The organism is Bombella dulcis, assembly GCF_026385505.1.
Lineage (GTDB): Bacteria > Pseudomonadota > Alphaproteobacteria > Acetobacterales > Acetobacteraceae > Bombella > Bombella dulcis.
Genome location: NZ_JANIDV010000001.1, coordinates 687,869 through 708,583, shown reverse-complemented (window position 1 = coordinate 708,583; position 20,715 = coordinate 687,869). Strand labels below are relative to the sequence as shown.

Below are 20,715 nucleotides of genomic sequence, written 5' to 3'. Positions count from 1 at the left end.
CTGTCATGGCCGTTTATACGGAACTGAAAGAGGAGGTCCTGCGGGACTTCCTCTCTTCATATGAAGTGGGGGAACTCCGTTCTTACACCGGGATTGCGGAAGGGATCGAGAACAGCAATTTTCTGGTCGAGACGACACGGGACCGTTTCATTCTGACGCTGTTCGAGAAACGCATGAATCCCGAGGAACTGCCCTGGTTTCTGGGTCTGATGACCCATCTGGCGGAGAAGGGCATTGCCTGCCCCCAGCCCATCATGGCGAAGGACGGCAGGGCGTTGCGGACGCTGGCTGGGCGTCCGGCCATCATGGTCAGTTTCCTGAATGGCCGTTCTCTGGATGAGATCACACCGGAAGCCTGTGAACAGGTCGGGTGCAGTCTGGCCCGTCTGCATGAGGCGGGGCGTGACTACCGGGCAGAACGCCCTAATGCTCTGGCCCCTGAAGGGTGGGGTGAGCTGTTTTCCCGCTGCACGGATGGTGGCGATGACAGGGTTGCTGCCCTGATCTCTGGAACAGGGACGGCCCTGACGGCCATCGTTGATTCATGGCCGGGCGTGGACAGTCTGCCCCGTGGGCAGATTCATGCGGACCTGTTTGCCGATAACGTTTTTTTTCAGAATGGCCGTCTGTCCGGCGTCATTGATTTCTATTTCGCCTGCACGGACTTCCTTGCCTATGATCTGGCCATCTGCCTGAATGCCTGGTGCTTCAGGGATGACCGGCATTACCAGCAGGACAGGGCTGAGGCTCTTCTGCGGGGCTATGAGCAGGTCCGCCCGCTGACCGTGGCGGAGCGTGAGGCTCTGCCGGTTCTCTGCCAGGGAGCCGCCATGCGTTTCCTGCTGACCCGCCTTTATGACTGGGTCCATACGCCTGCCGGTGCCCTCGTGACCCGGAAAGACCCCTGGGCCTATCAGCGGCGGCTTCTTCATTTTCAGGAAGCCTCTCATGTCTGACAGATCAGAAGGTGAAACAGTATCCCCGACGACACGGGTCGATATCTGGACGGATGGTGGCTGCAAACCGAACCCCGGACCGGGAGGGTGGGGTGTTCTTCTGCGCTGTCGGGGGCATGAGCGCACCATGAAGGGCGGTGAAGCGGACACGACCAATAACCGCATGGAACTCACGGCAGCGGCCGTTGCGCTGGAAACACTGACACGCCCCTGCGTGGTCAATCTCTATACGGACAGTGCCTATCTGCGGAATGGCATCACACGCTGGCATACGGGCTGGGTACGGCGTAACTGGCGCAATACGGCAGGGGACCCCGTAGCCAACATGGATCTGTGGCGACGTATTCTGGAGGCCGCAAAACAGCATGAGGTGGAATGGCACTGGGTGAAAGGCCATTCAGGCCATGAAGAGAATGACCGTGTGGATCAGCTGGCCACTGAAGGCCGTGAGGAACTGGAAGCCGGACTGTAGTTTTCTTTCCGGAAAATGCATTCAGGGCCTTTACCTCTCCGGGAAGTTTGGGTAGACAGGCTCCGGCTGATCCCGAATAGCTCAGTTGGTAGAGCAAGCGACTGTTAATCGCTGGGTCGTAGGTTCGAGTCCTACTTCGGGAGCCAGCTTTTTCTTTCAGGTCCGGCCATTCTGGTGCGGGCTTTTTTTGTGTCTGCTGGTGGACATATTTTTCCAGTTTCCTGAAAAAAGGGTCTTTACCTCGCCGGGGAGTTTGGGTAAATAGGCCTCAGCTGATCCCGAATAGCTCAGTTGGTAGAGCAAGCGACTGTTAATCGCTGGGTCGTAGGTTCGAGTCCTACTTCGGGAGCCAGTTTTTCTTTTAAGTCCGGCCATTCTGGTGCGGGCTTTTTTTGTGTCTGCCGCATGGTATATCCCAGTCTGACGGATCGGATTTTCATGGAAAGCGGCATGGCCATGACAGGCACAGTACAGACACGGAATGAAAAGACCATCACATATGCCACGGTGACGTGGGACCAGATGCATTGCGATGCCCGTCTTCTGGCGGCGACGCTGCTGCGTGACTGTTCCCCCTTCCGTGGGATCGTGGCCATTACACGGGGTGGCCTGATCCCGGCGGCCATTCTGGGGCGGGAGCTGGGCTGTCGCCTGATAGAGAGCATCTCCGTTGCCAGTTATGCGGGTGAGGAAGGGACGCAGCAGGAGCCGGAGCTGCTGAAGGCGGCAGCGGCCGCCGGTGATGGTGAAGGCTTTCTCATCGTGGATGACCTTGTGGATTCAGGCGTGACGGCCCGGTATGTGCGCAGGATGCTGCCGAAGGCCGTGTTTGCCTGCCTCTATGCCAAGCCGGATGGGCGGCCCCATGCGGATCATTTCGTGACGGAGGTGCCGCAGGATACATGGGTCCTGTTTCCGTGGGATATGGCCCCACAGTTCATTCCACCTCTGAATCAGGACCGGACGGTGTGATTTTTTGAAAAAACACCTTTCTGCGCCGAGAAAGGCCCTTGCCTGGGAGGCGGAGTCCCTTTAAGAAGGCCTCACGTCGTCGGGGCGTGGCGCAGCCTGGTAGCGCGCCTGTTTTGGGTACAGGAGGCCCCCGGTTCGAGTCCGGGCGCCCCGACCACGTTGCACAGCAAGGCAGGAGCGCCCTTAGCTCAGCTGGATAGAGCAACAGCCTTCTAAGCTGTGGGTCGCTGGTTCGAATCCAGCAGGGCGCACCAGTGTGATTTCTTCGGAAGTGTATGTGTCACGGCTGTAGAGCATAAATTGGAATTATGTTCCTATCGGGCTGGTTTTTGGTGTTTTTTCTTTTCTCTTATGTAAAATAGACTTATTTTTGGTCCTGTTTCTGTTCTCCGAGTGTGTTCAGTTTAAAGGAACTGACGATTTCGGTAGTTGTGCGAGGTTTAGAGTCGTAAATGTGGCTATCTAGGTTTACTTCTGATAGTCTTCAGGCTTGGTTATCGTTGAGTATGTTTTAATTCTGTAGAGAGGTGACCCATGAGTGAGGGGCGGCAGCGTTTGTGGATTATGGACTGGTTTGGCCATATTATTACTCAGCCTAAGGAAGGTGATGCGTTACAACGGCATCAATTGCGAGCTGGGGATTATCCTGACACATACATAATGGAAGAGTGGCCACTTAAATTGCCGGCGAGTGTGGTTTTCCAATACGCATCGTCGCGGGCGAAGGGTTTACCAGATGTTTCAGTGGTTGAGGCTGGTGAGAGTGTCTTTGGTTTCGTGGATAAGGATACGGGGACATTTTTTTCCATTGATCCTCGGAATCATGATACACATTGGAACTCCGTAGAATTATATGATTGGGAGCGGTTTATTTTATTAACGAAGGAAATGCTTGATGGTATTTTTCTTTTACAAGACCGTTCTTACGGTGAAGTGAAGATGAATGGGGTTCCTGCCCCAGTGCTTGTCTGGCCTTCTGTTGCTGAAAACGTTGGAAATTTTGCTTGGCTGGGTGGTTTTGCGTTTTCTATTTCTCGGAACTTAAGAAATTTTGCGAAGATTGGTCAGGCGCCCGTTGGTTCGTCTGTTGAGGTTGCTTTGGTAAGCAGTTTTGGAGACGTTGCACGTCTTGTAATTAATCGTAGTCAAAAGACTTTTGATTAAAGGAGTTGCTTATAAGAGTGTGTAGGGTATCGTGCTACCGTTCCTCTTTAAAAAAGGGGGGCGGTATTTTTGTAGACTGATACAGTCGATGTTGATTCCTTCAGGGTGAAGGGTATTGGTTCCGAGTAGAATAAAGGAGGACATGTTAATGAGTGGGAGAGGGGGGGCTTATTCTTTTGAGAGGGTGTGGTTTTTAGATTGTTACGGGCATTTAATTAGTTATAATAATTATTGGAGTGAGTTAGTTCGCATCCCTTTGCAGGGTATTTTAGTCAGTGGTTACTACATGGGGGCTTATCCATTTCCTAAAGATTGTCAGGTGAAAGTTTGGGATATTTTTGGTAATATGTTGGATGTGCCGCATATGTCATTGCTTGCATGGCGGGATGGACTAGTTTCTTTTTATTGTGCCGAGCGTCAAGCGTATGTGACAATAGATCCGGGAACAAATCGGACGGGTTGGGCAGCACATGTGGCTGACTGGGAAAAATTTCTTCCTCTTACGCAGGATGCTTTTGAGGGCTTGTTGATTTTAAGTGATCCTGTAATTGGAAGGATAAAAACTGAAAGCGGTGATGAAGTGGACTATCTTCAATTTGTTCATTCTCAAGAACGGAAAGTATTCACAGCTGGATTTGGCAGGAAAAGAATTAATATAAGAAGTAATATAGAGAACTTTTCAAAAATTGGACGATTAAAAATAGGAGAAAGTAGTTTGATTACGTTTTTTGGGTTCATGTCGGGTCGGACGTATAATTTAGTTGTTACGAGATTGGGACCTGTTAATTTTTGATATTTGGGAATTTAGGGTATGTTTGTATCTGCTCATGGTAGTTATCTGGTTCGTGGTCAGGCCGGGCTGGAACAGCGTTTTTTATGTGCGTTTTATGATGCTGATACGCCGCCACCAGCAACTGACAAGGACCTAGAGCGGGCAGGGTATAGTATCGAATGGCGGGCTGACGGTATCGTAACTTTCTTCAGGAATGATGCGGGGTTTCTGTCGTCTTCTCCCAGTTTGGCTCTCCATCACATGCCGGGTGTAGACCGTTGCGAAATATTCCGGGACGTTGATCTAGATATTCTTCCGCCACCTCTCCCACATATCGAGGAAGCGGAACATATCTCGAAGAAAATCCACCAGGTGGGAATTTTCAGGGACAATCCGGGAATTTACCCGGAGGTCTATGTGGAAAACAGAAATTCTGTCGTTTCCATGAATCAGAGCTATGAATATTCTTTCTGGTCGGAAGGTGGTTTCTACGAAATAAAGGATTTTATCAAAGAACATTACGGCGAAGACATCCTTCACTATTATCTAGCGATCAGTCCGGATTATCCGGCAGCCCGCGCCGACTTGTTCAGATATCTGTGCCTCTATGCTGTCGGAGGCGTTTATTTTGACTTAAAAACGTCCTTCACGCATTCACTGGATACGACCATCCGCCCGGGTGACCGCTTCCTGCTCTCCCGCTGGTATCATGGTGCGCAGGTCCATTTGGAAATAGAGCATATGCCGTATGGTGAGTATGAACAGTACTACATCATCTGTGCGGCCGGTCATCCTCTGCTCAGGAAGATCATCCAGCAGGCTCTGTGCAATATCAGGGTGTATCAGCCTTACCCCAATGGGACAGGGTCTTATGGTGTGCTGAGGTTCGTCGGTCCGCTGATGTATTCAATGATTGTTCATGAATACAGGAAACATTATGAGGATATTGTCAGGAATATCCATAGCTGGTCCAATGGTATCCAGTACAGCATTTTCAGAAAACATGATGATCATCATCAGCACCAGAATCAGATGGGTGAGAAGCATTATTACAGGGTGGATACGCCCATCGTGACGGAAGGGTATTTTTCATGACATGATAACCCGTCCGGCAGTCACGTCATCATGTTGAAGTGGCTGTCAGGAGGGCATTTTCATGAGGGTGGAAACCATCTCCAGGCAGAAGGCGGGGACAGTCATTATGAAGATCAGGGAACGTTTCATGTCGGGCCGTCATGACGTGACAGGCCATCTTTCCAGGGTAAAGTCCCGACCTTCTGCCGGTAAGGCTCTTCTGTCTCTGGTTTTTGCTTCGCCCCTGCTGTTCAGCTCTCCGGCTGTGTCCCAGGAAAAGGCCGTGCCTTCGGGGGAGGTTCATGAGGTATTTTCCCTGAATGATCAGAAGCATCGGGCCTTTCTGGATGATCTGGAGAAACGGACATTCAGCTGGTTCTGGGAGACGGCCAATCCCAGAAATGGTCTGGTGCCAGACCGTGCCCCCCTGATGAATGGAGCAGCCAGTATTGCCAGTGTGGGCTTTGGCCTGACGGCTTATGGCATTGGCGTGGAGCGGGGCTACATAACCCGGCAGCAGGCTGCTGAACGTACGCTTGCTACACTGCGCTTTCTGATGACTCTGCCACAGGGTGAAGCCACCAGCGGAACAGCCGGGTCTCATGGCTTTTTCTATCATTTTCTGGACCCGGAAACAGGGCTGAGGGTGGCGGACTGGTCTGAGCTTTCCAGCATAGATACGGCCCTGCTGATGGGCGGCGTACTGTTCGCACAGTCCTATTATGACCGTTCTGATGTACGGGAGCAGGAAATCCGCAGGCTGGCAGACCAGCTGTACCGGCGGGTGGACTGGCGTTGGATGAGGGGTGATGACAGCGAGTGGCTGAGCATGGGCTGGATGCCGCCGGGTCATTTCCTGTCCGCCCAGTGGAAGGGCTATAACGAAGGAATGCTGCTCTACATCATGGCTCTGGGAGCACCGGAACATGGCCTGCCGGAAGGGTTATGGGACCGCTGGACAGAGACGCAGCGGGGGCAGCAAGGTAGTTTTTACGGGCATAATTTCCTGAATTTCGCCCCCCTGTTCGGGCATCAGTATAGTGAGTGCTGGGTGGATTTCCGTCATATTCAGGACAGGGCCAGCCTTCAGCGGGGGTACGACTATTTCCAGAACAGCCGGGAAGCCGTCTATGCACAGCGGGACTATGCGCTGCGTAATCCCGGCCACTGGAAGGGGTATGATGGGGCCGTCTGGGGGCTGACAGCTTCGGATGGTCCGGGGGACAGCGTGCAGGAAGTGGACGGCGAGAAACGTCATTTTCTGGCGTACAGTGCCCGGGGGGCCGGAAGTGATTATGTGCTGGATGATGGCACGATCGCTCCTACGGCTGTCGGAGGATCTGTCGCTTTTGCGCCAGAAATTACTCTGCCTTCTCTGGAGGAAATGAAACGGCGGTATGGGGGGATGATTTATAATAAATATGGTTTTGTGGATGCTTTTAATCCTAGTTATCGCGTGAAGGATGGTTTTTGGGTGGATGGCCAGCAGCTAGGTATTGATCAAGGGCCGATTTTGTTGATGAGCGAGAATTTACGTAGTGAATTTGTTTGGAATGTTATGAAGAGGAACTCTTACATTCGATTTGGATTGATGAAGGCGGGTTTTACAGGAGGATGGCTTTGTAGAGGCGAGTGTGGGAAATAATTTTGAATGCTTGTACGTGGAGGAACATCGCCTGTGACTAATTGTAGGGAGGGGTACGGTCATATTTCGGGCAAAATCGTGCTGTCACGACATGGATGGTCAGGTATCGAGCATTTCTGTGGGCACGGGAATCTTTGGGAGACTTTTGAGTCGAAAGAAGATGGGATTAAGACCTATTATGACTACCTCTAGGCCTTTCTGGAGGAAGACAGAAAGGCTGCTCTGGTGGAACCCTGCTGAAGAAGTCGAGCCGCCGGGCTGAGATGGGCAGGGCAGACCGGTTATGGCCAGCCATGCATTATTGCCTGAATGTACAGAGGGTGATGCCGGTTTCCTGTTCAATCTGGTCGGTTGAAACAGGTCTGATGCCGACGGTGGCGTTCTGAATGATGAAGGTTTCAAATCCGTCCTGGATGGCGTGGCGGGCTGTCGCCATGACACAGACATCCAGCGCAACACCGCACAGGAAAACCCGTTTCACTCCCAGCCCTTTCAGGAGGGCGGTCAGGCCGGTGGCCGTTTCTGCGTCATCATAAAAAGCTGAGTTGGAATCAGCATCCAGGGCCATGCCCTTGCGGATGATGTGCGTGATGTGGCTCTGGTCCAGTCCACCAACCAGGGCAGCACCACGGCTGTCAGCCAGACAGTGAACTGGCCAGGGGCCACCCTGTTCCTCAAAAGAGCAGTGTCCAGCGGGGTGCCAGTCCTGTGAAGCCACGATGGCCCGGAACTCCAGCCGGTTCAGCTGGTTGATGACGGGGAGAAGATCAGGGCCACCAGACATAGGCAGGGCACCACCGGGCATGAAGTCATTCTGCATGTCGATGATGAGCAGGGCATCCTGCCAGGTAATGTCTCTGGTCTGGAACTGTATGGTGGTCATGTTCAGCTGTTTTTCATCCGGGTGACCAGAAGCTGGTTGATGCGGAACCGCTCAACATCCACCACTTCGAACCGGAAACCGGCGACTTCGATACGGTCCGTCTTGCGGGCCATGCGGCGCAGACGGTGCGTGATGAAACCGGCGATCGTGTCAAACTCGGCACTGTCGTGGAAGAGGGGAATATCCAGCTCCCGGATGACATCCAGAATGGGGGCGGCTCCATCAATGAGCCAGGAATCATCATCACGGCGGACGATGGCCTGTTCTTCGAAGGGATTGGCCAGTCCGTCCATCAGGGCACCCATGATGTCCTTGTAGGTGATCAGCCCGACAATCAGCCCGTATTCATTGAAGATGAGGGCAAAGCCAGCCCCATGCGTATCGAACTGGGCCAGCGTCTCCCAGAGATTCAGCGTATCCGGCAGGGACAGGACATCCCGTCGCATGTTGAATATCTGTTTGGGGGGGGCTTTCTGCGGGTTGGTCAGCGTGGCGGGTTCGTCCACGACGGCAACCAGAACATCTTCCGCACGGATGGACCCGACCACCTTGTCCAGCGATCCATCGCAGAATGGATAGCGGGAGTAGGGGCGGACGCGGACCTTGTCACGCTGGCTTTCCAGGCTCTCATTGACATCCAGGTAGACGATTTCATCCCGTGGGGTCATGGCCGAGGTGACGGAGCGGTTCTGCAAGGCCATGACATTCTGGATCATCTGGTGTTCCTGCTCCAGCAGGACACCCGAGGCCGTGCCGGCGGCGAGAATGGCCCGGAGGTCTTCCGGTGTTACGGCTTCCACCGTTGCCGTGGCAGGAATACGCAGCAGCTTCAGAATCAGGTCAGCAATATGGGAGAAAATCCATACAGCCGGGTAAAGAAGCCGGAGGACCAGGGCAGGGAACCATCCCACGGCCAGAGCGATTTTGTCCGGGGCGTTCATGGCCGTGCGCTTGGGCAATAGGTCGGCAAAGAGAACAAACAGCCCCGTCACCAGAATGAATGAGCTGAAAGAGCCTATCTTGTCTGCCAGCGGGGCAGACAGGCCCAGATAATGCAGGCCAGCAGCAAAAGGTTCACTGAGCAGGGCATCACCCACCACACCCCCCAGAATACCCACGGCATTGAGGCATATCTGGATGGCCGTCATGACCTGTCCGCTGTTCCGGCGGAGACGCAGGAAGGCCCGTGCCCGTTTGTCTCCTTCCTCGGCCAGGGCACGCATACGGGTTTCTCGTGCTGCGGCGAAGGAGATTTCGGAGAGGGAAATGAGAATGGATACCCCGATCAGCACGACTGTGACCAGAAGGCCGACGACCAGCATGATGAGGGAGTGGTGATTGGATGATGTGGTGGGCATGCGCTCTCTCTGTGGCCACCCTCCAAGGCAGCAATTATTGGTGGCATGATAATGGAGTTGGAGCAGGTTTCAATTGTTTTATGAATCTGGAACAATTAATTTTGTCATGAGGAGGTAGGAAATAGCCAAGAAAATGAGGTGTGTTTTAGAAGGGGTGATTATGTTCTAAGAATAATTCGGAAACATTAAAGATACTTAGAGATACGTATGATTAAAAGGTAAATATAATTGTCCATATTTTGATAGAATTGAATTCTACTTACTCTATCAAGATGTTAAACCACTTGCTCTAACACAGATTGTAGAATGTGTTGTGTTGTCTTTTGGAAGCATTATATCGTTCATTGACTGTCCGCCCCCGCTGGGAAATTTGAATTTTGCAATGACGAAAACTGGGCATCGGAAATATATGTTCCTTTATTGATATCTAGGATTTTTGAAGCATACAGAAAACGTACTGAGTATTTATGTTAGCATGCTGGTCCAGGATGGCCTTCTGAAAATTATCAACCAGACACCAAATCATGAAGATCACCTTAGCTTGGGACAAAAAACAAGTATAGGCTGAAACACTGTTTGTTGGTTGCTAGTGTGAAGGAAGAAATTAGATATTAGTCACCGCGGCTGGTATGCGGCTTTATGTGGAACGAGCTTGATGGAGCATAGTTCCTGTATGGCCGGAAATCCAATGGCCGTTTATGTAGTGCTCGGCCCCCTCATCTGACATGGATGAAGGGACCATAAGGTCAGATCACTCAGGCGTGATAGCCCAGAGTATTCATGTATTCTCTCATCCGTTTCACTTTTTCATCGGATGAGAAGCCCCAGAAATGGATCAGACCCAGACGCTGGTCATGGGTAGGCCCTTGATAGGCCGTAAATGGTGTTAGGGCATTGGAATTGACCAGGTTCGTTTTAATGGCAAGGTAATTATAAGCTTCTTGATCGGCCCAGCCATTGAATGAACGTCCAAATTTGAAGACTAGATTTGTTACTTCGTGCCGTATCTCATCAACGAAGCGGCGGATTGTATCATCTTCCGTATTGGGGAACAGGATGGTCCCGCCATTGATGCCGGGTGTGAAACGGCCTGGAATGTCATCCATTGAGAATAGGGACGAGCCCGCTGGAATATGGGTTTGTATGGGATGAAATTCTTCGGCAGGGGAGCATATCTTGCCAGTTGAGAGGCCACGTATTAACATCGGCTCCAGTGGTCTGTTTAGGATGATGTCTGGGTCCAGATATAGGAGCGGTTGATACCCTGCAAAAGTGTCTTTATTCGTTATTTCATATTTGGAGCAGACAAAGGACAGGAAGTCCTTTGGATACAGATTATGGATGATGAGATTGTCAGTGTACTCTTTCTTGCTTTCAAACAAGTTGTCTATATAGGCCTGATCCTTGTCGGTCATGAGGATGATTGGACCGGTAAAATTCCCCATTTTCCGCAGTGAGACGACACACATCTTGCATTGCTGCATGATGGATTCTTTATTGTAGGCGGTAATGTAAACAGCAGGGTTATAGAGGTGAAGCATTTCACGCTTCCAGCCACTGAAATAGAGCGTGACGTTATACTTGTTCCAGTATTTGAAAAGTTGATAGCGCATATCAACGTCAAAATCATCAATTACTATTTTGAAGACATCAGCGAATTTGAAATCCTTGCCATCAACAATCTTTTGTGTCTTGGGAAGGACCCATTTATTATTCAGAAAATGGCTTAATATGTCAATTTCTCTGCGAGTAAGTATAATGAACCCCTCCCAGAATGAGGGGTGTTCTCTGGAGAAAGAAAGCGTCTCAGAATCAAAGCATAGGAATAGCCCGTTCTTGTCCCGTAGATTCCAGACGCGCATATTGGAATTGAAGCTTATTTCAATATCATCAATATGATAGGGGGCAATATTCTCGCCCTGGGGGATAAATGTGCATTGTGCGCCAATGTCGTCTGTTGCCAGTGTGAGGCCGAAGGCATCGTTGGGGAACTGGCTGTCCAAACGGGAGCAGTAAAGTGTTCGGGTTGTGGGGTTCTGTCGAAGAATCTGAAAATTCCATGTTAGGAAATATCTTTTTTCATCCATCCTACGAATCTCCGGAAAATTACTGTCTTGTTCTAGGATATCTGAGATTTTCATAGAAGTCTATTCTATTCATAGAATTAATCAACAAGTTGTGGACTGAAATAATTAAAATTAATGTGTATTATATCATAATTATATATGAATTAAATAAATTTTTGAAATTCTCTTGCTTCTTATTTTAATTAAATTTAAAAATTATTTTCAAAATGAAATTTTATATGACATATTTTCTTCAAATAACTGTGACATAATCCTATTTTGGAGAATTGACCACTTCCATAGATGTCAGCTTCTGATTTCTGCTTCAGCTTGTCTCGGTCAGTCCGGCCAGTGAACGCCATCCGGTTTCATCCAGTGTGCGGATGTCCAGTTCATGTGCCTTCTTGGCTTTGGAGCCAGCCTTTTCGCCCAGTACGACCAGCGTCGTGCGGCGGGAGACGCTATCTGTCACCTGTGCGCCGAGGCGTTCGGCAATGGCTTTGGCTTCCGCCCGTGACATGGTGGTGAGCGACCCCGTGAATACCATGACCTGGCCACTCAGGGGAGCGGAGCCTTCGTCATCAGTCTCGGGGCCAGTTTCCTCACTGATGGTCAGGGCCGGGACGAGGTCACCCAGAGCAGCCCGGTTATGCTCTTCACCAAAGAAGGCTGCCACTTCTTCAGCAATGGCGGGACCGATGCCCATGATGGCACTCAGGGCGGCCCGGTCTTCGCTGTCTGCTTCAATGGCGGCGATCATGGCTTTGTGCCATGTGGGGAAGCTCTGATAATGGCGGGCCAGAAGCTGGGCGTTGCGCTCTCCGATGCGACGGATGCCCAGTGCGTAGATGAAACGGGGCAGGCTGATGGTGCGGCGATCATCAATAGCCTGGAGCAGATTGTCGACGGACTGCGGCCCCCAGCCTTCCAGCTTCTGGAGACGTTCCCTATGTTCGTGCAGACGGAAAATATCGCCCGGACGCTGGACCAGTCCAAGTCCATAAAAGCTGCGGATGCTGCGGTCCCCCAGCCCGTCAATGTCGAATGCCTTGCGGGACACGAAATGGATGAGCCGTTCGACTGTCTGGGCCGGGCAGGTCAGGCCACCGGAACAGCGGCGCACGGCCTCATCGCCAATACGTTCGGCATGGGCATGACAGACGGGGCAGTGGTAAGGAAAATGGAAGGACCCGGCCCGGTCCGGCCTGTCCGCATCCACGACGCCCAGTATCTGCGGAATGACATCTCCGGCACGCTGGATGCGGACGAGGTCACCGGGGCGAACATCCAGACGGCGGATTTCATCTTCATTATGAAGGGTCGCCCGTGAGACGATGACCCCACCGACATTGATAGGCTCCAGATGCGCCACGGGGGTCAGGGCACCGGTCCGCCCTACCTGAATTTCAATGTCATTCAGCCGGGTGATGGCCTGTTCTGCCGGGAATTTCCAGGCGATGGCCCAGCGAGGGGCACGCCCCACAAAGCCAAGGCGTGTCTGGAGGTCAATGGCGTCAATTTTGAAGACGATGCCGTCAATATCGTAATCAAGGTCAGGCCGTTCCTTGGCCAAGCTCTCTACATAGGCAGGGACGTCACTGGCATGACTGATGGCCCGGGACAGCGGATTGACGGCAAAGCCCCAGTTTTTCAGCTGTTCGAGCCATTCGGAATGGGTGGTGACGGTCACGCCCGTATTATAGCCCAGCCCATAGGCGAACAGCCCCAGAGGGCGGCGGGCCGTGACGGAGGCATCCAGCTGGCGGAGTGATCCGGCGGCGGCATTGCGCGGGTTGGCGAAGGGTTTTTCGCCCCGTTCTTCCTGCTGCTGGTTGAGAGCCAGAAATTCGGCCCGGCTCATGAAGATTTCGCCCCGGATTTCCAGAAGGTCCGGGAAAGGGGCCGGCAGGGTTTGGGGAATGGTGCTGATGGTCCGCACATTGGCGGTGACATCTTCCCCCGTCGTGCCATCGCCCCGGGTCGTGCCGACCGTCAGCTGGCCTTTCTCGTAGGTCAGGCTGATGGACAGGCCATCAATCTTGGGTTCGGCCACGAACTTCAGCCCGTTTGTCCCGGCTTCATCCAGCCCGAGAAACCGCCCGATCCGGCTGATGAACTGGGCGAATTCGTCTTCACTGAACACATTGTCCAGCGAGAGCATGGGGGCACGGTGTTTCACTTTGCCAAAGGCGGGATTGGGGGCTGCTCCCACCTGTGAGGAGACACCGTCCTTTTTCTTCAGCTCCGGATGGCGTCTTTCCAGCATGACCAGCTCCAGTCGGGCATTGTCATACTCGGCATCGGAGACTTCAGGATTGTCCTGCCCGTGATAGGCCTCATTCCAGCGGGCAATTTTTGCTTCCAGTTCGGCGTGACGCTGGGCAGGGGAGGCTGTTCTGGTCATTCTGCTGCGGGTCCAAGGAGGCTGTCTGCTGCTGCACGGGCGGCATCGGTTACGGTATCGCCAGCGAGCATCCGGGCCAGCTCTTCACGGCGTTCCTCATCCGTCAGAGGGGTGGCACTGGTCTGCGTCTGATTGTTGACGACCTGTTTGGCAATGCGGAGCTGATGGTCCCCGTAGGCGGCCACCTGCGGGCTGTGGGTGATGGCCAGTACCTGAACATCCCGTGCCACACGGTTCAGACGCTCACCAATGGCGGAGGCGGTCGCTCCCCCGACACCGGAATCCACTTCGTCAAAGACCAGTGTGGTGAGTGAGGAACGGCCTGCCAGCACGACCTTGAGGGCCAGCATGAGGCGGGAGAGTTCCCCACCGGAGGCCACCTTGCCAAGGGGGCCGGGGGGCTGTCCGGGGTTGGCGGCGATGAGGAAGGCCACCTGCTCCATGCCGTGGCGGTTCCACTGTTCGGCAGGCAGGGGGGAGAGTTCGACGATGAACCGTGCCCGCTCCAGCTTGAGGGGCACCAGCTCGGCCATGACCCGTTTTTCAATCTGGCGGGCTGCCTTGCCACGGGCCGCACTCAGTTCCTGTGCGGCGGTTTCGTACGCTGTCCGACTTTCACGGACCTGCTCTTCCAGCCGGGCCAGAGCCTCGGAGCTGGAATCAATGCTGGCAAGCCGCTGGTTCAGGGTCTCCAGAAAGGAGGGGAGTTCACTGACGCTGATCTTGTGCTTGCGGGCTTCGGCACGCAGGGTGAACAGCCGTTCCTCCGTTTCTTCCAGAAGGCGGAAATCAACCGTGGTATCCACGGCCAGACGGGAGAGCAGGGTTTCAGCCTCGGCAAGATATTCTTCGGCCCTTTCCAGAGCCGTGAGGGCTTCCTGCGCCTGTTCCTGCTGGGCGGAGGGTGTTTCCTGCTCTTCGTCCTGTGCCCGGTCCAGCGGGGAGGGAAGCAGCCGGGAGAGGGCACGGTTGGCAGAACGGAGGGCATTGGCCGGTGTTGCCGTGCGGCGATCCTTTGGCGTCAGTTCGGCGAGGGCAGCGGCCACGGCCTCGCCCCGGCGTTCATCCTGCTGGAGCTTGACCCGTAGGGCGGCGAGTTCATCCTCTTCACCCTCTCTGGGAGCAAGGGCCGAGAGGTCTTCCACGACCTGACGCAGCCAGTCTTCCTCCTTGCTGGCATCTTCCACATCCTTGCGGGCCTTGTTCAGGGTTCGCAGGGTGTTCTGCCAGTCATCCCAGCAGCGGGCGACCTGCTGGCGGAGTTTCTGCGGTACGGCAAAGGCGTCCAGAAGGGTCTGGTGGGCACTCTGGTTGGCCAGCCCCATCTGTTCATGCTGGCCCTGTATTTCCACGAGGAGGGAGGCGACTTCCCGCAGGACGCTGATGCCGATGGGCTGGTCACATATGTAGGCGCGGGAACGTCCTTCTTTTGTGACGATCCGGCGGAGGACCAGAGGTTCGCCTTCCTCGATGGAGGCGATGTCCTTGTTGCGGAGCAGACCATAGGCCGGGTGGCCCATGGGCAGTTCAAAGACGGCCGTGACGCTGCTCTGGGCGGCACCGGCCCGAATGATGCGGCTGGTGGTCCGCTCCCCCAGGGCGAGGCCGAGGCTGTCCAGTAGGATGGATTTTCCAGCTCCCGTTTCCCCTGTCAGGGCTGTGAGGCCCCCGTGGAAGGGGAGGTCCAGCTTTTCGATCAGGACGACATCACGGATGGAGAGATGTGTCAGCATAATGCAGCCTCCAGAACCGGGCAGAGCGTCGACAGGTGCGCCTGCTGCAGGTTTTCAGAAAATGCGGTGCCAGATATTGAGTAAAAAAGTAGCCAGCGCAATAGGTCACACTGGCGGGGAGCGAATAAATGATGTGAAGCCAGAAAATTCCGGCTTCACATTTTACGTTCCATAAATGGTCAGGAGATGGCAGGCCTGATGGCCTTCATATCCTATCGTGATTTTTTTCCGGCCGGTGCGGGAGCCGGAGGAATGTTCACGGAGGCAATCGGGGCAGACTGCGTCGTGGAAACGGGCTGGACGATGACGGCATCGGATGATGCCGGGGCTGTCTGCTGTGCAGAAGGCGGGGTCATGGCATGGCGCTTTCTGGAACGACGCTCATGCGCCTTCTGGCTCTGTGACGGCCTGGGCAGCTGCGGTGTCAGCTGGTGATGGTTTTTCAGCTTGTTATAGGCGAGCCGGTACCAGCGGCTGTCCGGGGCATTATAACCCAGCACGGCGGCGGACTGGCGGGCCTCATCCGGCAGGCCGAGGGCCAGGTTGACTTCGACCAGACGCTCCAGGGCTTCCGGCACATGGTTTGTCGTTTGGAAGTCCTGCACGACACGCTGATAGCGGCCATAGGCGGACTGATAATCCTTCTCCCGCTGGTAGTAGCGGCCGACATACATTTCCTTGCCGGCCAGATGGTCACGGCAGAGGTCAATCTTCAGCTGGGCATCACGGGCATAGGAGGTCTGGGGGAAACGGGTGATGACTTCCTGGAGGGCATCCATGGCCTCCAGCGTGCCGAGCTGGTCACGGGAGACATCGCCGATCTGCTCGTAATAGCACAGGCCACGCAGATAATAGGCGTAGGCAGCATCCGGGCTGGTGGGATGCAGCTGGAGATAACGTTCCAGCTGCTGGACGGAGAGGGCATACTCGCCCTGAAGATAGTAGGCATAGCCTTCCATCAGTTCAGCACTGCCCGTGTAGCCGGAATAGGGGAAATTCTGCTGGAGAAGTTCGAACTCGCTGCTGGCCAGCTTGTAATGCCCCCCGTGAAGGGCATCAATCCCATAGTTGTAGAGGGTTTCGGCATCAGCCGACCGTGGCAGCTTTGCCTGTATGTCAGCATCGGAGCTGGAACAGCCGGATAGAAGGCTGAGTCCGAGCAGAGCCGGAACGCAGAAAACCGCAAGACTGAAACGGGACGAAATCACGTGGGATTTTAGGATGCTGCTGACCATGATTTTCTTATAGCATGGGAGTTTTCTGGGAAAAGGGGGTTCTTGCGCTCCGGCCTGATATTCTCATGCAGGCCGGGGCAGAACGGACACGCTTCCATCAGAGAACTGCCAGTTTTCCGGGGAAGAGAAGAGTGCGCGCAGAAGCTGGTTGTTGAGGGCATGGCCTGTCCTGTGCCCCTCGAAACGGCCGGACAGCCTGTATCCTGCACAGTAGAGATCGCCGACCGTATCCAGCATCTTGTGGCGGGCGCATTCATTGTCGTAGCGCAGGCCGCCGGGATTGAGGATACGGTCATGCTGGATGACCAGCGCATTCTCCAGAGACCCGCCCAGGGCCAGACCCTGCGCCTGAAGGGCGGCAATATCCTGATGATTGACGAACGTGCGGCAGGAGGCCAGTTCGGTTTCGAATGTCTGGCGGGAGAGGCGGATGGCGCATGTCTGTTTCCCGATGGCCGGAGCGGGGAAATCGATGCTCAGGGAGAGTTCCAGTGCGTCGGATGTGCCGGGGAGCAGGCTGGCTCTGGCTCCATCCCTGCCTGTCACATGGACAGGACGGAGTATGCTGACAGAACGGCGGGGAACTGACAGGCTGACGGTTCCGGCATCATCCAGCAGGGACATGAACGTCCGTGAGCAGCCATCCAGAATGGGAAGTTCCGGCCCGTCACTCTGGATGAGCAGATTGTCGATCCCGCAGGCATGGAGGGCCGCCATGAGATGCTCCACGGTGGCGACTGTCAGATCAGCCGTGAGCGGGGATGAAGCGACCGTTGCCAGCGGGCTGGAGATGATGCAGTCCGGCGTGAGACGGAAGGGCGGCGTGCCTGCCCTGTCCAGACGCTGGAGGTGGATGCCCGTATTGGCCTCTGCCGGAAGGAGATGGAGCGTGGCGGGCCTGCCGCCATGCAGCCCCGTGCCTTGGCACTGCACAGGATGTTTCAGTGTGGTCTGCATCCGCCTGGGATGAAAGGTCCTTCTTGTTGAGGAGGGCATATGGTGTGATGGAGAAGAGAGCTTTCTTTTAGGAGTAACTTCACATTGAAGCTAGTTATCTCGGACTACGACGAAGATAGGCCGGAATATCTAGCTCGTCATCCTCGTTTGTTGAAGTTGGTTCTTCATTTTCTAGTTTACTATTGTGTGGCGATTGTTGGTTCTGGCTTTCGTGCTCTGGACGTGCGGTGCGGAATAAACGACTAAACAGGCCGCCATTTGTCGATGGCGTATCAACCCGAGAGGAAGAGGGCGCCGACACGGAATTAGAGAGTTGGTGATGTGGGCCAAGGTGAGGATCGTAGTTAGGTAGTTGCGGAGTTGCGTTGGATGATGGACTGTTTTGATCGTTACTGCTATAACTCGTTGGTGTAGGACCGTGGCTTATTTGAGAAGATGCTGTATGATTCAGTTCGTTTTCGTGGCAGAGGTTCTTTTCGCTTGATGAGGAATCTTTCTCGGAGACGGGGACAACGGCAGTTACGTCTTGCGTGGCCTCTTGCGGCTGTTCTTTGTACGTGGAGTGGCCAATGGAGTCGTTGCGCTCACGTCCATCTAGACCCGTGGCGATAACGGAAACTTGCACGCGTCCTTTCATCTCTTCATTGACGACGAAGCCGCTGTTAATTTCTTCATCTTCGCAGTTGGCTGTCTCGCGAATGAGGTTCATAATTTGGTTATAGGCCAGTAGGCTCATATCTGGGCCGAGTGTGACGTTCACGAGGAGGGCACGGGCCCCGGCAATAGAAGTCTCCTCTAGAAGCGGGTTAGAAATAGCTCGCTCGGCAGCCGTTATGGCCCAATCTTCACCGTCTTCGTCAGCGGATGCTGTGCCAATGCCCATCATGGCCTTGCCCATGCCGCTCATGACGGTGCGGACATCGGCGAAATCAAGATTCTGGTACCCGGCTTCAACCATCAGGTCGGTTACACTACGGACGCCGCTGTACAATACATCGTCAGCCATGGCGAACGCTTCGACTAGGGACGTCGTTAAAGATGCAGACCCAAAAAGATTTTGATTGGGAATGACGAGAAGGGTGTCAACATATTTTTCTAACTCTGCGATTCCAGCTATTGCAGCCCGGCTTCGGCGGGCTCCTTCGAAATCAAAAGGCTTGGAAACAACACCAATGGTTAAAGCACCGGATTCGTGAGCAATTCGCGCAACTACAGGAGCGGCACCCGTGCCTGTCCCGCCTCCCATCCCAGCTGTTACAAAGACTAAGTCAACACCTTCCAGATGCTGCCGAATCTCTGCTTCAACTTCTTCGGCTGATTGGCGGCCGATTTCTGGTTTGGCACCAGCTCCTAATCCTCTCGTAAGAGTAGGGCCGAGTTGAAGGCGTGTTTCGGCCTTGGAGAGAGCTAATTGTTGGGCGTCTGTATTGGCGGCAATGAAAGTTACGCCACGGAGTTTTCCACCGATCATGTTATTGACAGCATTGACGCCGCCACCTCCAACTCCGATGACGGTAATACGCGGAGGGCTTACACTATTCACGCCGGGGGTTGTCGGGGTTAGGTTCAGAGACATAGAGTTTTTGCTCCGGTTGGATAAAGACAGAAAGCGTGATCGGTGTTGTGTGAGGGTCTTTCGGGCACGATAGCACTTGAAGATATAAGGCTGGAAGGTGTGAGCTGTTTTTTGTCTATGTTTTTCGTTTTAGAAGGTTCGTAATACGCCACGCTATTCCCTGAGGTGCTGTGTTCTTCTCTGATAAGCAGAAGTGGTCTTTAGCTCCTACTGCCCAGGCAAGTTGCCCTGAGGCTGTAGAAAATCCCGTCCAGATTGAAGGATGGCTCGACTCGGGTAGACCCCGTATGTTCATTGGAGAACGAATCTGAACTGGGCGATTAAGAATTTCAGCAGTTACGAGGTCAATGCCATTGAGGAGGGCTCCTCCGCCAGTGAGTACGACTCGTCCCTCGGCCGGACGTCCTAATCCGGCTTCATCTAGTTCGTAGCGAAGCATTTCTAGCGTTTCCTCGACACGGGGAGCGATGGCTCGTACCAAATCAGCCCTAGTGATTTGACGAACAATGTTGTGATGGGGAAGAGGAAGTGCAATGGGGATAAAAGCATCATTGGCAGAGGCATGGGCCATGCCATAAAGGGTTTTCAGCCTCTCTGCCATGTCGATGGGGATAGATAAGGATTGGGCAATGTCACGAGTGATGTGATGTCCACCAATGCGGATGTGACGAGTGTAGAGGACGCGCCCACGGGCAAAAACGGCAAGGGTGGTCGTTCCTGCGCCCATGTCGACAACGGTGGCTCCGAGGTCACGCTCGTCATGGTCTAATACGGCAAGGCCAGAAGCGATGGGATTAGATAACATTCCCACGATTCGTAGTTCAGCTTTTTGTAAAACGGCATTTAGAGTCTGAAAGGCATTAGTTTGGGCATCTATAATGTGAAATTTGCCCATTAATTTTTCGCACCGTTGCCCACATGGATTAAGCACGGTGATGCTGTCATCGATGTTAAAGCCCAAAGGCAGGGCATGCACGATCTGACGACGTGGCTCTAGGGCGTTGTGGCAGGCTTGTCCATAAAGATCTCGGATATCTTCTTCGTTTACCTCTCGGCCGTTGGGAGTCGTGAAGGCATCTATGTGGTAGCTGCGGGGATTACCACAAGCAAGGTTAACAGTTACATCCTTAATACGACGGCTAATTTTGCGTTCGGCGTCACCGACTGTAGCTCGGATGACACGCTCGAGTTGAAGGACATCAACTATTGCCCCCGAGCTGATTCCTTCCGAGCGTCGCCAGCCCCAACTAAGGACTCGTAACCCGCCATTTTTTAATCCTTGGCCAACAAAGCAGGTTATTTTAGTGGAACCGATGTCCAGTACAGTTTTGAGGCCAGGTGACCATGTAAAGCCTTGTTGTTCTTTCGAAGGAAGAATTGGGAGGATGGCCCGCTCTTCTTTTTTTATTGCATGGGAGGACTGAGAAGTTGAAATGCGAAATGTCATG

16 protein-coding genes and 4 tRNA genes are annotated in these 20,715 nt (G+C 53.7%); 11 read left to right on the top strand and 9 right to left on the bottom strand.

The window, feature by feature from the left end; all coding sequences use genetic code 11:
- Nucleotides 1-5 precede the first annotated feature (5 nt).
- From NQF87_RS03240 to NQF87_RS03190, 11 genes are all read left to right on the top strand, one after another.
- A complete protein-coding gene (locus NQF87_RS03240) occupies nt 6-956 on the top strand; it encodes a homoserine kinase (RefSeq protein ID WP_266126963.1) in 951 nt (316 codons plus the stop codon).
- Nucleotides 949-1,428: a ribonuclease HI gene (gene rnhA, locus NQF87_RS03235; protein WP_266126962.1), complete on the top strand. Its 480-nt coding sequence runs from the start codon at nt 949-951 to the stop codon at nt 1,426-1,428. The genes NQF87_RS03240 and rnhA overlap by 8 nt, the downstream gene beginning before the upstream one ends.
- A 70-nt stretch (nt 1,429-1,498) precedes the next feature.
- A tRNA-Asn gene (locus NQF87_RS03230) sits at nt 1,499-1,574 on the top strand.
- A gap of 130 nt (nt 1,575-1,704) precedes the next feature.
- Nucleotides 1,705-1,780: transfer RNA gene (locus NQF87_RS03225), tRNA-Asn, on the top strand.
- A gap of 98 nt (nt 1,781-1,878) precedes the next feature.
- Nucleotides 1,879-2,400 (top strand): xanthine phosphoribosyltransferase, encoded by a 522-nt coding sequence (gene gpt, locus NQF87_RS03220; RefSeq protein WP_266126961.1) that lies wholly within the window; start codon nt 1,879-1,881, stop codon nt 2,398-2,400.
- An 80-nt stretch (nt 2,401-2,480) separates the two neighbouring features.
- Nucleotides 2,481-2,557 (top strand) — tRNA-Pro (locus NQF87_RS03215).
- A gap of 20 nt (nt 2,558-2,577) precedes the next feature.
- Nucleotides 2,578-2,654: transfer RNA gene (locus tag NQF87_RS03210), tRNA-Arg, on the top strand.
- A gap of 280 nt (nt 2,655-2,934) precedes the next feature.
- Entirely contained in the window at nt 2,935-3,564 is a 630-nt protein-coding gene (locus NQF87_RS03205) for a hypothetical protein (protein WP_266126960.1), read from the top strand.
- A gap of 142 nt (nt 3,565-3,706) precedes the next feature.
- Nucleotides 3,707-4,357: a hypothetical protein gene (locus NQF87_RS03200; protein WP_266126959.1), complete on the top strand. Its 651-nt coding sequence runs from the start codon at nt 3,707-3,709 to the stop codon at nt 4,355-4,357.
- A gap of 18 nt (nt 4,358-4,375) precedes the next feature.
- Complete coding sequence (locus tag NQF87_RS03195) at nt 4,376-5,431, top strand: glycosyltransferase family 32 protein (protein ID WP_266126958.1); 1,056 nt, start codon at nt 4,376-4,378, stop codon at nt 5,429-5,431.
- Between the two features lie 106 nt (nt 5,432-5,537).
- Nucleotides 5,538-7,055: a glucoamylase family protein gene (locus NQF87_RS03190; RefSeq protein WP_266126957.1), complete on the top strand. Its 1,518-nt coding sequence runs from the start codon at nt 5,538-5,540 to the stop codon at nt 7,053-7,055.
- 298 nt (nt 7,056-7,353) lie between these two features.
- On the opposite strand, the gene NQF87_RS03185 is transcribed toward NQF87_RS03190, so the two are convergent.
- The 9 genes from NQF87_RS03185 to ftsA form a co-directional block, all read right to left on the bottom strand.
- Nucleotides 7,354-7,938, bottom strand: coding sequence for an isochorismatase family protein (locus tag NQF87_RS03185; protein ID WP_266126956.1), 585 nt, complete (start codon nt 7,936-7,938; stop codon nt 7,354-7,356).
- Between the two features lie 2 nt (nt 7,939-7,940).
- Complete coding sequence (locus NQF87_RS03180) at nt 7,941-9,296, bottom strand: hemolysin family protein (protein WP_266126955.1); 1,356 nt, start codon at nt 9,294-9,296, stop codon at nt 7,941-7,943.
- Between the two features lie 755 nt (nt 9,297-10,051).
- Entirely contained in the window at nt 10,052-11,437 is a 1,386-nt protein-coding gene (locus tag NQF87_RS03175; protein WP_266126954.1) for a hypothetical protein, read from the bottom strand.
- 250 nt (nt 11,438-11,687) lie between these two features.
- Nucleotides 11,688-13,766, bottom strand: a complete 2,079-nt coding sequence (gene ligA, locus NQF87_RS03170) for an NAD-dependent DNA ligase LigA (protein ID WP_266126953.1) — start codon at nt 13,764-13,766, stop codon at nt 11,688-11,690.
- On the bottom strand, nt 13,763-15,499 hold the full coding sequence (gene recN, locus NQF87_RS03165) for a DNA repair protein RecN (protein WP_266126952.1): 1,737 nt from the start codon (nt 15,497-15,499) through the stop codon (nt 13,763-13,765). Before recN ends, ligA begins: the two co-directional genes overlap by 4 nt.
- Nucleotides 15,500-15,711: 212 nt before the next feature.
- Nucleotides 15,712-16,734 (bottom strand): outer membrane protein assembly factor BamD, encoded by a 1,023-nt coding sequence (locus NQF87_RS03160; RefSeq protein ID WP_266126951.1) that lies wholly within the window; start codon nt 16,732-16,734, stop codon nt 15,712-15,714.
- A 63-nt stretch (nt 16,735-16,797) separates the two neighbouring features.
- Nucleotides 16,798-17,691 carry a UDP-3-O-acyl-N-acetylglucosamine deacetylase gene (gene lpxC, locus NQF87_RS03155; protein ID WP_266126950.1) on the bottom strand — a complete coding sequence of 298 codons (894 nt, stop codon included), beginning with the start codon at nt 17,689-17,691 and terminating at the stop codon, nt 16,798-16,800.
- Between the two features lie 94 nt (nt 17,692-17,785).
- The gene (gene ftsZ / locus NQF87_RS03150) at nt 17,786-19,267 is read right to left on the bottom strand and encodes a cell division protein FtsZ (RefSeq protein WP_266126949.1); all 1,482 of its coding nucleotides are present in this window, start codon (nt 19,265-19,267) and stop codon (nt 17,786-17,788) included.
- 115 nt (nt 19,268-19,382) lie between these two features.
- Nucleotides 19,383-20,714: a cell division protein FtsA gene (gene ftsA / locus NQF87_RS03145; protein ID WP_266126948.1), complete on the bottom strand. Its 1,332-nt coding sequence runs from the start codon at nt 20,712-20,714 to the stop codon at nt 19,383-19,385.
- Between the last annotated feature and the right edge of the window lies 1 nt (nt 20,715).

Excerpts from the sequence above, each read along its gene's own strand:
- NQF87_RS03240 (WP_266126963.1), top strand. The coding sequence starts at position 6 with ATGGCCGTTTATACGGAACTGAAAGAGGAGGTCCTGCGGGACTTCCTC.
- rnhA (WP_266126962.1), top strand. The coding sequence starts at position 949 with ATGTCTGACAGATCAGAAGGTGAAACAGTATCCCCGACGACACGGGTC.
- gpt (WP_266126961.1), top strand. The coding sequence starts at position 1,879 with ATGGCCATGACAGGCACAGTACAGACACGGAATGAAAAGACCATCACA.
- NQF87_RS03205 (WP_266126960.1), top strand. The coding sequence starts at position 2,935 with ATGAGTGAGGGGCGGCAGCGTTTGTGGATTATGGACTGGTTTGGCCAT.
- NQF87_RS03200 (WP_266126959.1), top strand. The coding sequence starts at position 3,707 with ATGTTAATGAGTGGGAGAGGGGGGGCTTATTCTTTTGAGAGGGTGTGG.
- NQF87_RS03195 (WP_266126958.1), top strand. The coding sequence starts at position 4,376 with ATGTTTGTATCTGCTCATGGTAGTTATCTGGTTCGTGGTCAGGCCGGG.
- NQF87_RS03190 (WP_266126957.1), top strand. The coding sequence starts at position 5,538 with ATGAAGATCAGGGAACGTTTCATGTCGGGCCGTCATGACGTGACAGGC.
- NQF87_RS03185 (WP_266126956.1), bottom strand. The coding sequence starts at position 7,938 with ATGACCACCATACAGTTCCAGACCAGAGACATTACCTGGCAGGATGCC.
- NQF87_RS03180 (WP_266126955.1), bottom strand. The coding sequence starts at position 9,296 with ATGCCCACCACATCATCCAATCACCACTCCCTCATCATGCTGGTCGTC.
- NQF87_RS03175 (WP_266126954.1), bottom strand. The coding sequence starts at position 11,437 with ATGAAAATCTCAGATATCCTAGAACAAGACAGTAATTTTCCGGAGATT.
- ligA (WP_266126953.1), bottom strand. The coding sequence starts at position 13,766 with ATGACCAGAACAGCCTCCCCTGCCCAGCGTCACGCCGAACTGGAAGCA.
- recN (WP_266126952.1), bottom strand. The coding sequence starts at position 15,499 with ATGCTGACACATCTCTCCATCCGTGATGTCGTCCTGATCGAAAAGCTG.
- NQF87_RS03160 (WP_266126951.1), bottom strand. The coding sequence starts at position 16,734 with ATGGTCAGCAGCATCCTAAAATCCCACGTGATTTCGTCCCGTTTCAGT.
- lpxC (WP_266126950.1), bottom strand. The coding sequence starts at position 17,691 with ATGCAGACCACACTGAAACATCCTGTGCAGTGCCAAGGCACGGGGCTG.
- ftsZ (WP_266126949.1), bottom strand. The coding sequence starts at position 19,267 with ATGTCTCTGAACCTAACCCCGACAACCCCCGGCGTGAATAGTGTAAGC.
- ftsA (WP_266126948.1), bottom strand. The coding sequence starts at position 20,714 with ATGACATTTCGCATTTCAACTTCTCAGTCCTCCCATGCAATAAAAAAA.